12 protein-coding genes are annotated in these 13788 nt (G+C 56.4%); 5 read left to right on the top strand and 7 right to left on the bottom strand.

The annotated features are described in order from the left end of the window. The first annotated feature begins 197 nt into the window (after nucleotides 1-197). Nucleotides 198-797: a LysE family translocator gene (locus Mag101_RS06750; protein ID WP_077402555.1), complete on the top strand. Its 600-nt coding sequence runs from the start codon at nucleotides 198-200 to the stop codon at nucleotides 795-797. Between the two features lie 34 nt (nucleotides 798-831). Here Mag101_RS06750 and Mag101_RS06745 read toward each other — a convergent pair whose 3' ends face one another. The 3 genes from Mag101_RS06745 to Mag101_RS06735 are packed head-to-tail and all read right to left on the bottom strand — an operon-like array spanning nucleotide 832 to nucleotide 4091. After that, the gene (locus Mag101_RS06745) at nucleotides 832-1713 is read right to left on the bottom strand and encodes an SDR family NAD(P)-dependent oxidoreductase (RefSeq protein WP_077402552.1); all 882 of its coding nucleotides are present in this window, start codon (nucleotides 1711-1713) and stop codon (nucleotides 832-834) included. Continuing rightward, nucleotides 1710-2735, bottom strand: a complete 1026-nt coding sequence (locus tag Mag101_RS06740) for an SDR family oxidoreductase (RefSeq protein ID WP_077402549.1) — start codon at nucleotides 2733-2735, stop codon at nucleotides 1710-1712. The genes Mag101_RS06745 and Mag101_RS06740 overlap by 4 nt, the downstream gene beginning before the upstream one ends. A 9-nt stretch (nucleotides 2736-2744) precedes the next feature. After that, nucleotides 2745-4091: a flavin-containing monooxygenase gene (locus Mag101_RS06735; protein WP_077402546.1), complete on the bottom strand. Its 1347-nt coding sequence runs from the start codon at nucleotides 4089-4091 to the stop codon at nucleotides 2745-2747. Nucleotides 4092-4252: 161 nt separating this feature from the next. On the opposite strand from Mag101_RS06735, the gene Mag101_RS06730 reads away from it, so the two are divergent. Next, nucleotides 4253-5242 (top strand): AraC family transcriptional regulator, encoded by a 990-nt coding sequence (locus Mag101_RS06730; RefSeq protein ID WP_077402543.1) that lies wholly within the window; start codon nucleotides 4253-4255, stop codon nucleotides 5240-5242. Between the two features lie 40 nt (nucleotides 5243-5282). Here the strand turns inward: Mag101_RS06730 and Mag101_RS06725 are convergent, their stop codons facing one another. Then, nucleotides 5283-6275 (bottom strand): heme-dependent oxidative N-demethylase family protein, encoded by a 993-nt coding sequence (locus tag Mag101_RS06725; RefSeq protein WP_232325198.1) that lies wholly within the window; start codon nucleotides 6273-6275, stop codon nucleotides 5283-5285. A 54-nt stretch (nucleotides 6276-6329) separates the two neighbouring features. Further along, nucleotides 6330-6848: a hypothetical protein gene (locus Mag101_RS06720; RefSeq protein ID WP_077402537.1), complete on the bottom strand. Its 519-nt coding sequence runs from the start codon at nucleotides 6846-6848 to the stop codon at nucleotides 6330-6332. Nucleotides 6849-7114: 266 nt separating this feature from the next. On the opposite strand from Mag101_RS06720, the gene Mag101_RS06715 reads away from it, so the two are divergent. The 3 genes from Mag101_RS06715 (at nucleotide 7115) to Mag101_RS06705 (ending at nucleotide 11285) form a co-directional block, all read left to right on the top strand. Next, nucleotides 7115-7696 (top strand): hypothetical protein, encoded by a 582-nt coding sequence (locus Mag101_RS06715; RefSeq protein ID WP_077402534.1) that lies wholly within the window; start codon nucleotides 7115-7117, stop codon nucleotides 7694-7696. A gap of 572 nt (nucleotides 7697-8268) precedes the next feature. Beyond that, nucleotides 8269-9402 (top strand): M14 family metallopeptidase, encoded by a 1134-nt coding sequence (locus Mag101_RS06710; protein WP_077402531.1) that lies wholly within the window; start codon nucleotides 8269-8271, stop codon nucleotides 9400-9402. A gap of 74 nt (nucleotides 9403-9476) precedes the next feature. Next, nucleotides 9477-11285: a M28 family metallopeptidase gene (locus tag Mag101_RS06705; RefSeq protein ID WP_077402527.1), complete on the top strand. Its 1809-nt coding sequence runs from the start codon at nucleotides 9477-9479 to the stop codon at nucleotides 11283-11285. A 103-nt stretch (nucleotides 11286-11388) separates the two neighbouring features. Here Mag101_RS06705 and Mag101_RS06700 read toward each other — a convergent pair whose 3' ends face one another. Beyond that, nucleotides 11389-13023 (bottom strand): AMP-binding protein, encoded by a 1635-nt coding sequence (locus Mag101_RS06700; RefSeq protein ID WP_077402524.1) that lies wholly within the window; start codon nucleotides 13021-13023, stop codon nucleotides 11389-11391. A gap of 344 nt (nucleotides 13024-13367) precedes the next feature. Continuing rightward, nucleotides 13368-13715: an SCP2 sterol-binding domain-containing protein gene (locus Mag101_RS06695; RefSeq protein ID WP_077402521.1), complete on the bottom strand. Its 348-nt coding sequence runs from the start codon at nucleotides 13713-13715 to the stop codon at nucleotides 13368-13370. Between the last annotated feature and the right edge of the window lie 73 nt (nucleotides 13716-13788).

The raw sequence follows: 13788 nt of genomic DNA, 5'->3' as shown, positions 1-13788 counted from the left end.
CGCAGCTAGAAAAAGTGAATTGTAGGTCGGGCGCGGCACAAAAGCGACGCTGGCATTCCCCGAGACTGACGCCGCAGCAGAGAGCAGACTCGCCAGACATACACCTTCAGGATTGCCGGATAGGCATCACAACGCGATAATCACGCTGATTTCCCCCTACTGCTTTCTACCGCCCCATTCCACTGCCGAGGTTTACGTTGGAAATTTTGCTGTCCATCGCGCTGTTTGTATTCTCCACCAGTATTACGCCGGGGCCGAATAACCTTATGATCATGTCCTCGGGCCTGAACTACGGTGTCGAGAGATCCCTGCCGCATATGCTCGGCATATGTATTGGCTTCCCGGCCATGATTATGGCGATCGGATTTGGTATGGGGACCTTATTTCAGCAGTTTCCATTCCTGCACGAAGTGGTGCGCTGGGCGGGCATTACCTACCTGCTGTATTTGGCCTGGAAAATCGCGAGCACCCGGGATGTGGGCGCAACGCCGCAGCAAAAGCCCTTTTCATTCCTGCAGGCGGTCGCGTTTCAGTGGGTGAACCCGAAGGGATGGATTATGGCCGTGGGCGCGCTCGCGGCCTTTACCACCCCCAATGGCGAGATACTGCTCGAGGCAGGCCGCATTGCACTGGCATTCATTTTGATTGGAGGCCCGTGCATCGGTATCTGGCTAATGTTCGGCGTCGGTTTAAAACGGATTCTCACCGAGCCGAAACATTTGCGGGCCTTTAATATGACGATGGGACTGCTGTTGGCAGCCAGCGTGATACCCATGCTAACTACCGAGTTCTCCTGAGTAGATCGAAAGCCAGTCCAGGATCTTTGCAGAATCAGCCCTGCGACAATTCAGACTGGCGGGCCAGCTTGCGCCCCTCTTCCAGCTCCACACGAAAGTTCTTCACCATTTGCCGCAGGAACAGGCGCGGAGCCAATTTATACAGGTAGGCTCCGAACAACGACTTATCGCGGGGGAACAAGCGCTCCTTGCCCGCTGCCAGCGCATCCAGAATACGCACAGCCATCCAGTCGGCACTGCGCACCTGGCCAACCGTGCTCTGGGCGTGCTGGGCACGCCCGCCATCACCGGAGAGCGCGTTGGCATCAATGTTGGTCGCCACAAAACTGGGATATACCATCAGCACAGACACACCGTCCTCGCGCACTTCTTCACGAAAGGTCTCGAAGTACTGGTGCAAAGCGCTCTTTGCCGCACAGTAGCCCGCGCGACCGAGAACGGGCATCCAACCCGCCATAGAACTGATATTCACCACACAGCCGCCTGCCGCGGTGAGCGGCGCAAGCAACCCCTGGGCCAGCTCAACCGGCGCGTGATAATCCACGGCCATCACCCGCCGAATAACCGCATTACTGGTTTGCGCTGAAAGGCTGCGATGGGTAATACCCGCATTATTAATCAGCAGGTCCACCTGAGGATACGCATCGCGCAACTTCTCACAAAGCTGGGCAACCGACTCTTCCGCCGACAGGTCCGCCACATGGATATCGATACTCACCAGCGGCTCAACCAGTTCTGCGGCGCGCTGACGTAGGGCATCCTCGTTCACATCTACCAAAACCAGTCGCAATGCGACCGAGGCAGATTGCGCGCGCTGCGCCAGCTCCTGCACCATTGCCCAACCGAGACCACCCGCTGCACCGGTAACGACCGCAACGCGCTCCCGATTTACGCGCCTGACGAATAACTCTTTCATACTGCCGCCCCCTCATTTGTTGCCACGCGCTGTGCTCCATCACTGCCCGATGAATCGGAGCAGTAGGTAATTTGGGCATCGCTGAGATCCACTTTCCGGCCCAGAGCATGCTCGGCGAAAAAGGCAAAAGTCTCCGCGGAAGTTTTCTGGGGCTGATAGCCAAGCTCTGATTTCAGGCGTGTATTGAGCAGCACCGGTCGATATTGCAGAAAGCGCACCTGCGCAGGGTGCGCGTCACCCAGGCGCAGCCCAAAGCTTATTGCCAGCAGGGCCTTCAACAACCAGACCGGTGGACGGCGCAGGGGTTTATTCAGCAGCCGCGCAATTTCTGCCGGCGTCAGGGCGCCATCACCCGCGAGGTTGTAGATACCCGCTGCATCGCGAGTAACACCGTATTCGATCGCGCCGACCACATCCTGATCCCAGATGAACACGAAGGGAGAATTGTGCGCGCCGGGGTCGAGAATGCTGCGCCCGGAAAACAGTGCACTGATTTTGCTGTTGGTGGTGGCACCAACAATGGCGCAGGGGCGAAATACCAGCTGTTTAAGTTCAGGATGGTTCTGGCGATACTCCGCCAGCATTTCTTCAATCAGGCGCTTGTGATCGGAATAGGCGAATTCCGGGTTTCCACGCAGAGCATCACTTTCCTGCAACCAGGCTGGATTATCCGCATGATAACCGTAAGCCGCGCCACTGCTGGTGAGGGTAAAGTGCACAACGCCCGCGCGTACACACGCGTTCAACACATTGCGCGTGCCCTCAACATCAATCTTATATTCCCGCGCACGGTCGCGGCCGGCAGACATCACCGAAGCCAGGTGCACCACATGGGTAACGCGCTCCGCCCGGATCAATTCAACCAGTGCCTCGTCGCAGATATCCATATTAAAGATTGGGAAACAGGCTTCCCGATGCGCGACATCAACACCTACCACGGACATATTCTTACTCAGGGATTCCCCCAGCAGATGCCCGACGTAACCGGCTGCACCGGTAATTAAAACCCGCTTCTCTGTCATGTTGTGCTCTTATTTTGCAGGAATCGGGGCAGCGTCGAGGTTCACTGCCGCATCAAAACTTTTGTAATCCTTACGCAGACCCTCTGTATGCTCGGCCATCGCGTTCAGGTAAGTATCCTTGTGCACGTAGTAGGCCATGCGTTCGAGATTGAGATACTGCATCCCACCGTCCGCACGTTTTCCAGCCTGTGCCTGTTTTACCGCTTTCAGTTTACTCGCGGACTCGGCACCTTCGGACAGCTGGCGAATATACAGGGCCACCATTTCTGCCTGACGGTTGCGACCTTCCCAACCAAGGCCCGCAGCTTCCACCATCCCCATCAGGAACAGGTTGTCGTATTCCGGGTGGAACACGTTGAGATACAAACGGGGTGCGAAAGATTCCCAGTTCAGGTGCGCGCGGTCGATAAATGGGTAGTGCAACTTGTAACCGGTGGCCATCACGATCATGTCGTAGTCAGCGCTACTACCATCGACGAAGGTAACGCTATGCCCCTCCACTGCCGCGATATCCTTGCGCACGTGGATATCACCGTGACCGATATGATGCAGAATCAAAGAGTTGATCACCGGATGGGATTCGAACATTTTGTAATCGGGTTTGGGCAGACCGTACTGCTCAGGTGTTCCCAACATCAGCTTGGAGATGGCCGCACTCACCTTCTGCTGGATAAAGCGCGGCAACTTGATCTTGCCACCCAGCGCGTCGGTCGCCTTACCGCCGATAAATTTAGGCAGGAAGTAGTAACCGCGACGCAGGCTGATGTCCACGTCTTTAGCGCGGTGGGCCGCATCCACCGCAATATCCGCACCACTGTTACCGCATCCGACCAACAACACGCGCTTACCTTCGAAAACGGCGGGGTCGCGATAGTCCGCTGAGTGGAGCAATTCGCCGCTGAATTCGCCGGGTAGTTTCGGCATATTCGGGTGATGCAGGGTACCGTTGGCAATCAACAGTCCGCCAAATACCCGGGTCTGTTCCTGGCCCTGGCTGCGGGTAGTAATGTGCCAGTCATCGCCTTCGCGTTCACAGCGCACCACCTCGGTTTCAAACTCGTAGTGGCGATACAGGTCGAACTCCCGCGCGAAGGCCTGAAAGTACTCTTTCATTTCGCGATGGTGCGGGAACAGCGCAACGTCATCGCCCATCGGAAACTCCGCGAACTCGGTCATGCGCTTGGAAGAGATCAGGTGGGCCGATTCGTACATGGTGCTAGTGGGACTGTCGATGTCCCACAAGCCGCCCACATCGCTGTGGATCTCGAACCCCACACAGGGAATGCTGTGCTTGATCAGGTTGCGTACTGTGCAAAGCCCCATAGGGCCCGCGCCAATCACTGCATAGGGTTTCATTATTCTTTTCTCGCTTAGCTGGATTCACCGCTGGAAGCCACTCTGGCGTCCCGCGCCAGGAGGATGGACATTCCGTTTTTCATTCAAAGTGAATATAACGTGACATCCGGATTGGCCGTCGTCATAATCGGGCACTCTCTGGTTAATTTCGGACAGTCACTTTGAACACCGCAGATACTAGAACCGTCACATTAAGCTACACACGCGCGATTCTGAGCGCACTGGGGCAATTGAACCTGACGCTACCGGATGCCGCACAGGACCTGCTGGCCGCCATTAACGAGGAAGAACGGGTGCCCATGCAGGTTCAGGAAGAAATCTGGCTCGCGGTACAGGAGGCTCACCCCGACCCACTACTTGGGGTCCGCCTGGGCCAGGCGATGCAGGGTAGCCAAATGGGACTGGTGGGCTACCTGCTGATGACCCAAAAAAACCTTGGCGCAGCCATCGACCAGCTGCTGGTTTATCATCCTCTGCTGGGCGAAGGCGGTCAGTTTGAATTGCGTCGCAGCAGCTACTATGTGGATGTCTGCTATCACCCCAACTATCTGCGCTGTGCCCGCCTGCGCGTGGAAACCGTGCTCTCCACCCTGCTCTCACAGTCACGGGCAATGACCGGCAAGGAATTCCAGCCGCAGAGCGTTCAATTTGCCTACCCTACCCCGTCGCTCGCGGTACAACAGCAGTACCAGCAAGTCCTGCAGGCGCCCGTGCAATTTAATGCCGAAGTGTCGGGTATCCGACTGCGCTCACAGGACCTTGAGATCCCCCTGGTCGCCGCGGACCGTCAGGTAATGGCACGCCTCAAGCCGGAAGCGGACGCCCTACTGAAAGCACTGACCAGCAAAAGTCTGCAACTGCGCGTAGCGCACCTGCTACAACAGGAACCCCAGCTCAGCCGGGAACAGGTGGCCGCACGGCTGTGCATCAGCCCCCGGCACCTGGGAAGAAAACTGCTCGAAGAAGATGCCAGCTTCCGCGCAATCCAGGACGAAGTGCGCAGCCACTACGCTTGCCAGTGGTTACGTGAAGGACAGAAGACCAACGTGGATATCGCAGCGGCGCTTGGCTACTGCGACGAGAGTGCATTCGGCAAGGCTTTCCGGCGCTGGACGGGACTCTCACCGAAGAATTTTAAAGCCCAGGAATAAGATCAAAAAGAGATACAACACGCGAATTGCGGCAGTGGCCTCAGGCCGATGGGTCCTCGAGGTGACGGGAGAAAAATTGTTGCAGTGACGGCAACAGGGGCGCGAGCGATTTGTAGCGCCCCTCCTCCGGAGACATCTGAGCGACCGCCGCCGCCAACGCGCTCAGGCCACCCTCAATCGGCAGCAGATCTTCCAGTGGGTTGATCATGACGCGAATGGTAAAGACTACCGCCCCGGTATTGGGTAACCGGCGCAGCGACTGCCGCTCTATACGCAGGTATAGCGACTTTCCAGACTCAGCCCCCTCGTCCAGACCGGACGCCATTTCCCCGCGCTGTAACAGTGCCGGAGAATCCACCACCGACCAATTGCTGCGCCACACGGGATACTCGGGCTTCAGGTGATCAAAAAAGCGCGCCATTTGACCCGCCAGTTTATTCTGAAAGCCCGGTACTGGTGCGTGGATCTGATTCAGCGGCCTGCCGATCTTCTCTTCCAATCGCCAGTAACTGGGCGCCGCCAGATAAGCCGCCACCAATTGGTAACCCGTATCGCCCGGCAGTAACAGGCAGACATCGTCGGCAATCCAGCGGCCGGCATCGCGCAATGGAGAGGCACTGCGCAACACAGACTCGACACCGGGCCAGTGCAAATCTCCAGAAGCACCTCGCCAGCGGAGCGTACCCGCGGCGGTACGAACATAGCCCGAGTGATCCTGTAAAAGATGCCGGTGCAGCAACTCCACGAGTTCACGCTGGGCGGGTAAGGACTCCGGCAACTGTGCATACACCTTCTCACCCAGCCGCTGGTAGGCGGCGGTCTTGTTGTTCAGGTAATGCGGCAACTGCGAACAGGGAGTGATCCAAGACTGAGGCGCCAGCTTGTTCAGCCCCATATGAACAATATCGGGGACTTTGAGAAACGGTAGGCAGACAGAGGGGGCTGCAAAGTCCTGAGCGTAGCGACGCGGCAGGACTTCGCGCAAAGCCGAACCGGCCGAAGCCTCTGCAGAGGCGGACTCGGCGCCTGTCATGATTGCCACAGGCAAATACCGGTTCGGGAGAACATAATAGCCAGCAAGGGCGTCTTAGTGGGCTGCGGCAAACTGCTCGCTACGGGCCTGCTGCAGTGCCGCCAGGTCACGCACCCAAACCACATCGGTAACGCTCACCTCATGGCCGGTGTACTGGCGAATAGCCGCACTCACCTGGGTCAGCTCATCGCCGTTGACTGCTGTACCCACCGCTTCCAGCGGCAGCTCAACCCAGGCCTGACCGTTCTGGTCAATAACCTGCTTACCCAGCACCTCGCCATTTGCGCCGTTCAGCTGGTTGTCATCGGCAGAGCTGATGTGACGATCGATCGCCGAAGAACCGCCGGCGGGCAGGTAGATAGTGCCGTTAGTGAAATCCACCGCAAACGCAACGATACCCGGCAGAATGCCGAATAGCAGCGCCGCACCATCCAGAATCACCACCACCGGATCCACGCGGCCGCCAGTCTGGCCTTTACGCTCTGGGTACAGGAAGTATCCGCACGCGGTCAGGTTCATCACCATGGTCAGCAGGCAGGATGCGGCCAGGCCGCGCTTAAGGGATCGGTTCATGGTTTTATCCTCTGAGAAATACCGGCAAATCACTATCCGGCGGAATTGCGCATAACCAGCGCATAACAGTGGGCGCAAGAATACCCGATTTCAGGAACCAGCTGAAAGTGGCGCCAATTCACTCTTTGTGCGCCAAGTCGCAGGCATAACGAGGCATCATCGGTATTCTGAGCATGAAGTTTTGCAACATCATACGCCGCGGCATTTGTTGACCGCCTATTTCGGCACATTTTTCCGGCAGTGTTCCGGTACATTGGAGAGCTCACATGACGCACATTGCGCGCACTTTTCTTCGCCCTTTGGCCCAACTGGTCGTAGCGGCCCAGATTGTACTGATTACCGCCTGTGCAGCCCCCGGTCAGACCGGCGACGACCAGCGCCGCCACATTCAGCAAACCGAGCGCCAGGTTTTGGATGAGCTCTACAGCTTACAGCCCGAATTGCGCAATGAACTGGCACAGGCACCGGGCTACGCGGTGTTTAGCAACGTGAATGTGAACCTGCTGCTTGCCAGCGCCTCAACCGGCTACGGCGTCGCGGTAAATAACAGCGGCAAGCGCACCTACATGAAGATGGGCGAAGTCGGTGTTGGCCTCGGCTTCGGGGTAAAGGATTTCCGGGCACTATTTGTGTTTGATTCGCCGGAAGTCATGGGCCGCTTTGTCGAGAGCGGCTGGTCCTTCGGCGGACATGCAGACGCCGCAGCCAAGGCACAGGACAAAGGTGCTGCGGTCGGTGGCGAAGTGGTAGTGGACGGCATGCGTGTGTACCAACTGACCGAGAGCGGTATCGCGTTGCAGGCCACCCTCAAAGGCACCAAGTACTGGAAAGATCGCGCACTCAATTAATACGTTCAATTACGCGGATTCACTGTTGGGCAACCTGTATAGGTTGTCCGACCATCAAAGAGATAACTGAATCCGCGCCAAGTTGATCACTTAGGCAGCGCCGAGCATCGATAGCTGCCTAAACTTTAAACAGCACCTGCTGAGGGATGTCAGGGAGCAGTACAACATTTCTGATGGCGCGCTTGTGGTTCGCGCCGAGCATTGACCGAGGCAGTGAGAAGTCGTCATTGGTCCGACGCCAGAAATTTCAGGGAGCAGTAGTCTCAGCAGGTGCCGCCAGGGAATGGCAGAGGCGCGGCGTTCGCAAGAGCGTCGCGCCTTTTTAATTTTTGCGCTCCTGCAAGTCATACCCAGGTACATTCCCATCAGCCCCATCAGGTTTACCGCGCCATTTCGATATTTTATGCTCGATAACCAAGCCTCGGCAGAGGTTTTTCCCAAGTTGTATTGAACTATCCTGATCCTCGGTTCCAAAGCTGTATCCTTCAGTTCACTGGACCCACAGCCCTACCCCAACTGCACACGCCTGCACTTGGGGGCAGGCCAGAACAAAATCACTATGGAGCTTATCCATGCATATCAGCAGCGCTTTTGACAGCGGCAACATCAAAGTCATCGATAAAAATAGCGATCCCATAGAGCTCGCTATCCGTATCGACAACGAGTCCGACTTCTACCAATGGTTCCACTTTCGTCTTGAAGGGGATATTGGCAAAAAATACGCGCTGCGCATCAATAACGCCGGCAAAGCCGCATACCCGGAAGGATGGGAAAACTACCGCGTCTGCGCCTCTTACGACCGCCATCACTGGTTTCGACTCGATGCACAGTACGATGGCAAGGTTCTCGACTTTACCGTGGAGCTGGATCAACCCGCGATCTACCTGGCCTATTTCGCACCCTACTCCTGGGAGCGCCACCTCGACTTGTTAGCGTGGGTGCAGGCCGACGATCGTGTACAGGTAGAAACCCTCGGTCTCACCCTCGATGGCCGCGACATGACCTTGCTGACCATTGGTGATGCGGAAAAAGCAAGTAACAAGGTATGGATGATTGCCCGTCAGCACCCCGGCGAAACCATGGCCGAATGGTTTGTAGAGGGCTTCCTGGAAACCCTGCTGGATGAGGCCAACCCCGCCGCCCTGCAGCTGCTGCAGGACACGGTGTTTTACGTTGTGCCGAATATGAACCCGGACGGCAGCGTACGCGGCCACCTGCGCACAAATGCGGCTGGAGCCAACCTCAACCGTGAATGGCAATCGCCCAGCATGGAGAAGAGCCCTGAGGTGTTCCTGGTGCGCGAGCGGATGCTCGCTATCGGTGGCGACATTTTCCTCGACATTCATGGCGACGAAGCACTGCCATTCAATTTTGTCGCAGGCTGTGAAGGGATTCCCAGCTACGACGAAAAACACGCGGCACTGGAGTCACTCTTCAAAGAGTCCTTTGTTAAGGCTAGCCCGGACTTCCAAACCGCACAGGGCTACCCGCTGGATAAACCCGGTGAAGCCAACATGACCGTCGGCACCAACTGGTGCGGCCACCAGTTCCGCACCCTGGCGCTGACCCTGGAGATGCCGTTTAAGGACAATGACGACCTGCCCGACCCGGTAGAGGGTTGGTCCCCTGCCCGCAGCCGACAGCTCGCGCGCGACATTTTTACGCCGATTCGCGAAACGCTCGCATTTATGAAAGGCGCCAAATAAAAACACCCTTAATAAGATCCATAACAACACCGATAACGACACCGATAACAAAGAAGACCTGAAAAGGAATCACGATGCAGAACCCGTTACCATTGCAGCGACTCGCTCTGCCCCTCGCCCTGTCCAGCTTGATTGCACTGGGCGCCTGCAGCAAGCAGGAGGCGACGAGCGCCACCGAGAGTGCACCACAAACCGCGCAGAACACTACCGCTGAATCCGTAGCGCCAACCGAAGCCAGCGAAAAGCTGGCACCCGAAGCCGCTAGCGCCCCGACACTCAGTGCGCAAGAACAAACCGAAATCTCTGAGTTGGCAAAAGACCTGCACACCCATGTAGCGGTCCTTGCCTCCGACGAATTTGAAGGCCGCGCCCCGGCGAGCAAAGGCGAAGAGCTGACCATCAACTACCTGGCAACTGAGTTCGAAAAACTGGGCCTCAAACCTGGCGCGATCGACAGCGACGGCAACCCCAGCTGGTTCCAGAAGGTGCCGGTGGTGGAAATGAACATCGAAAGTACACCGCTGACGATCAAGGGCGAAGGCTTTGAGAAATCACTCGCCCCACTCACCGATATGGTGACCTTTACCCAACGCCAGACCCCAGAGAGCCAACTGAAAGACAGCCCACTGGTATTTGTCGGCTACGGAATTGTCGCCCCGGAAAACGACTGGAATGATTACGCCGGCCTGGATATGAAAGGCAAAACCGCAGTGATCCTGGTTAACGACCCGGGCTACGCAACCCAGGACAAAAACCTGTTCAACGGTAATGCCATGACCTATTACGGTCGCTGGAGCTACAAGTTTGAAGAAGCGGCTCGCCAGGGTGCAGACGGCGCTATCGTGATCCACGAGACGGGCGCTGCTGGTTACCCATGGGAAGTCGTCAGCGGCAGCTGGTCCGGCGCTCAGATCAGCCTGGCTGCAGATGACAAAAACGCGGACCGGGTTGCAGTAGAGTCGTGGATTACCGATGACGCAGCCAAGGCACTGTTTACCGCCGCAGGCCTCGATTTTGACGCAGAGATGGCAGCGGCCAAACAGCGCGGCTTCCAGGCCAAGCCGATGAATTTAACTGCCAGCGTAGACCTGAAGAAGGAATTGCGTACTTCCGACTCGCGCAACGTCGTTGCCAAAGTCGAGGGCAGCAAATACCCGGATGAAGCGATTATTTACACCGCCCACTGGGATCATCTCGGTGTAAATGAAAACACAGAGGGCCACGACCACATCTTTAATGGCGCGGTAGACAATGCCACCGGTACCGCCGGCCTGCTGGCAATGGCCCACCAGGTAACCAAGCAACCGCAAGCACCAGAACGCTCCATGGTATTTGTCGCGGTGACTGCAGAAGAGTCTGGCCTGCTGGGTTCCAAATTCTACGCAGCGAATCCGGTTGTTCCTCTGGAAAAAACCGTTGCCGGTATTAACTTCGATGCCATGGGTGTACTCGGTCCGATGCGCGACGTCGTTGTGATGGGCTACGGGAGCAGCGAGCTGGAGAAGATGCTGGAGAAAGCCGCGGCGAAGCAAGCGCGCTATCTGGCACCGGAAGAGCACCCTGAGCGCGGTTACTTCTACCGCTCAGATCACTTCAGCCTGGCGAAGAAAGGCGTACCGATGCTGTATTTTACCTCCGGTACCGACAGCTTCGAACATGGCCGCGAGTGGGCACAACAGAAAGGTAAAGATTACCTGGCAAATGCCTACCACAAACCGGGTGATGAGTACGATGCGGAGTGGAACCTTGAAGGTGCGGCGCTGGACCTGGCGCTCGGCCTGGACCTCGGCCTCGAACTCGCCAACAGCCGCGACTGGCCAAACTGGTATGAAGGGAACGAGTTTCGCGCGGCCCGCGATGCCAGTAGCGAGACCCGCAAATAAACAAGTCGGATAACCATTCCGAAAACAAAAAAGCCCGCGAAATTCGCGGGCTTTTTTTATGGCTACTGTCTGTGACAGCAGCCATGGATCGATCTGAAAAAACTTAAGCGGTTACCGCCTCGGTCTTTTTCAGCTCCTCATCACGCAGTTCACGACGCAGAATCTTGCCGACATTGGTTTTCGGCAGGTCTTCGCGGAACTCGATGTTTCTGGGCACCTTGTAGGCGGTCATGTTTTCGCGACAGTAAGCGATGACTTCGTCCGCAGTCAGAGAGGCATCCGCCTTCACCACAAACAGCTTCACCGCTTCGCCACTGCGCTCATCCGGGATACCTACGGCAGCAGCCTCGGTCACTTTCGGGTGTGCGCTGACGATGTCTTCAATCTCATTCGGGTACACGTTGAAGCCAGACACAATGATCATGTCTTTCTTACGGTCCACGATCTTGATGTAACCGTCGTCCTGAATCACCGCCATATCACCAGTCTTCAGCCATCCCTCGGAGTCGATGGTCTCCGCAGTGGCTTCCGGGCGCTCCCAGTAACCTTTCATTACCTGAGGGCCACGTACACACAGTTCGCCCGGTGTGTTGTTCGGCAAGTCGTTGCCATTCTCATCAATGACCTTCACTTCGGTAGCCGGAACCGCAACACCAACGGTACCAAGCTGCACCGCTTCCGCCGGGTTGAAGCAAACAACCGGAGAAGTTTCCGTCATGCCGTAGCCTTCGGTTACCACACAACCAGTCACCTGCTCCCACTTCTCAGCAGTTGCACGCGTCAGCGCCATACCACCGGAACAGGTAGTGTGCAGCTTACTGAAATCCAGATCGGCAAAACCCGGGTCGCGCATCAGGCCGTTGAACAAAGTGTTCAGGCCGCAGAAGCCGGTAAAACGAATTCCCTTCAGGGTCTTCACAAAGCCCGGGATATCCCGCGGGTTAGGAATCAGCAGGGAGTGGTTACCAGTGGTAAACAGACACATGCAGTGAATAGTGAAGGCGTAAATGTGGTACAGAGGCAGAGGCGCAACATAGTACTCTTCGCCCTCTTTCATGGATTCGCCCAGTGCTTCGCGCACCTGCTCCATGTTGGCAACCAGGTTGCGGTTGGTCAGCATCGCGCCCTTGGCAACACCAGTGGTACCACCGGTGTACTGCAGTACAGCCAGGTCATCCGCGGTACGCGCCACATCTTGATGCGGAGCCTTGGCACCTTTGGCCATGGCGTCGCGGAAGTTCACCTGATTCGCGAAATGGAAGTTCGGAACCATCTTCTTCACGTGCTTGGCAACGGTATTGATCAGCACGCGCTTCAGCGGTGGGTGCAGGTCCGCAATTTCCGACACGATCACCTGCTCAACAGAGGTTTCCGCAACCACTGCAGCGGCGGTATCGGCAATGTTTGCCAGAACCACCAGCGCCTTGGCACCGGAGTCATTCAGCTGATGCTTAATTTCACGCTGGGTGTACAGCGGGTTGGTGTTAACGACCACCAGGCCGGCGCGCAATGCACCAAAAACCGCTACCGGGTACTGCAGTACATTCGGCAGCTGAACCGCAATGCGATCGCCCGGTTTCAGGTTGGTATGATTCTGAAGGTAGGAGGTAAATTGGGCGCTGAGCCGATCGATATCACCTACGGTCAACGTCTGCCCTAGGCAGGTAAATGCGGGCCGGTCTGCAAATTTGGCCGTAGCATCGGTAAACACTTCAAGAATGCTGCGTTCAATGTCCAACTTGTATCTCCCAATTCTGTTGTTTTTGTGATTTCGCCCGCTGGACGCGACCCGGACCTCTGTGCGAGATCGGAAGCAACAGGACTAACGGATTATCGGCGAGTTCACGGAACGATGGTACCTCAAGGATATTCCATGTCCGTTTATAGACGAATTCCGCGGTTCTGGTCTAACCGGGCAAATAATTATTGTAAGTTTTGTTAGTTATCTGGTGAATGTAACTGTGTGAGGCAAAACAACCGCCTGAATTTCATCGCTCATTCAGAGGTGATCCGCCATAAAATTATTTTCGCGCCAACACGCCTTGACCAATCAGTCTCAGCGCATTTCTTATTAAAAGAAACTCAATGTACCGCAAACAGGTCCGCGAGGGCTGCGGCCAATTCTCGATTCCCAGTGTAGCGAATATCGCCAAGCAAAAATGCGTGCCGCGCACTCAACCTGCCGCCAATAATGTCTTGCAGCGTATCGTAGGACATTTCCAGGTCCAGATCAGAGGAAGCCGCCAAACCTTCAACCTGCTTCGCCTCAATGGCTGCACGGTCACCTTCGGCAAGGCTTTCGCTCGCGGACTTCCGTTGTACCTGCAGATAAAAATCGCTGCCGTCCGGCAATCGAAACTGTACTCGAGTGATTTGTGGCAGACAAGTAAGCTGCCGCAAACGCTCAAGAATGTGCGCCGGTAATAGCATCGTTACTCCGGTTTCTCGGAGACCTGCGCCCCACCGCCGTTGGCGAGACCCAGATCCAAAAACACCGCCGCTG

The sequence above is a fragment of the Microbulbifer agarilyticus genome, assembly GCF_001999945.1.
Lineage (GTDB): Bacteria > Pseudomonadota > Gammaproteobacteria > Pseudomonadales > Cellvibrionaceae > Microbulbifer > Microbulbifer agarilyticus_A.
Note: the sequence above shows the minus strand (reverse complement) of the source record. Positions and strands in the feature narration are given on the sequence as shown.

What these genes read in the sequence shown, in the direction of transcription:
- Mag101_RS06745 (WP_077402552.1), bottom strand. Translation starts at nt 1,713, where the DNA reads ATGAAAGAGTTATTCGTCAGGCGCGTAAATCGGGAGCGCGTTGCGGTC.
- Mag101_RS06740 (WP_077402549.1), bottom strand. Translation starts at nt 2,735, where the DNA reads ATGACAGAGAAGCGGGTTTTAATTACCGGTGCAGCCGGTTACGTCGGG.
- Mag101_RS06735 (WP_077402546.1), bottom strand. Translation starts at nt 4,091, where the DNA reads ATGAAACCCTATGCAGTGATTGGCGCGGGCCCTATGGGGCTTTGCACA.
- Mag101_RS06725 (WP_232325198.1), bottom strand. Translation starts at nt 6,275, where the DNA reads ATGACAGGCGCCGAGTCCGCCTCTGCAGAGGCTTCGGCCGGTTCGGCT.
- Mag101_RS06720 (WP_077402537.1), bottom strand. Translation starts at nt 6,848, where the DNA reads ATGAACCGATCCCTTAAGCGCGGCCTGGCCGCATCCTGCCTGCTGACC.
- Mag101_RS06715 (WP_077402534.1), top strand. Translation starts at nt 7,115, where the DNA reads ATGACGCACATTGCGCGCACTTTTCTTCGCCCTTTGGCCCAACTGGTC.
- Mag101_RS06710 (WP_077402531.1), top strand. Translation starts at nt 8,269, where the DNA reads ATGCATATCAGCAGCGCTTTTGACAGCGGCAACATCAAAGTCATCGAT.
- Mag101_RS06705 (WP_077402527.1), top strand. Translation starts at nt 9,477, where the DNA reads ATGCAGAACCCGTTACCATTGCAGCGACTCGCTCTGCCCCTCGCCCTG.
- Mag101_RS06695 (WP_077402521.1), bottom strand. Translation starts at nt 13,715, where the DNA reads ATGCTATTACCGGCGCACATTCTTGAGCGTTTGCGGCAGCTTACTTGT.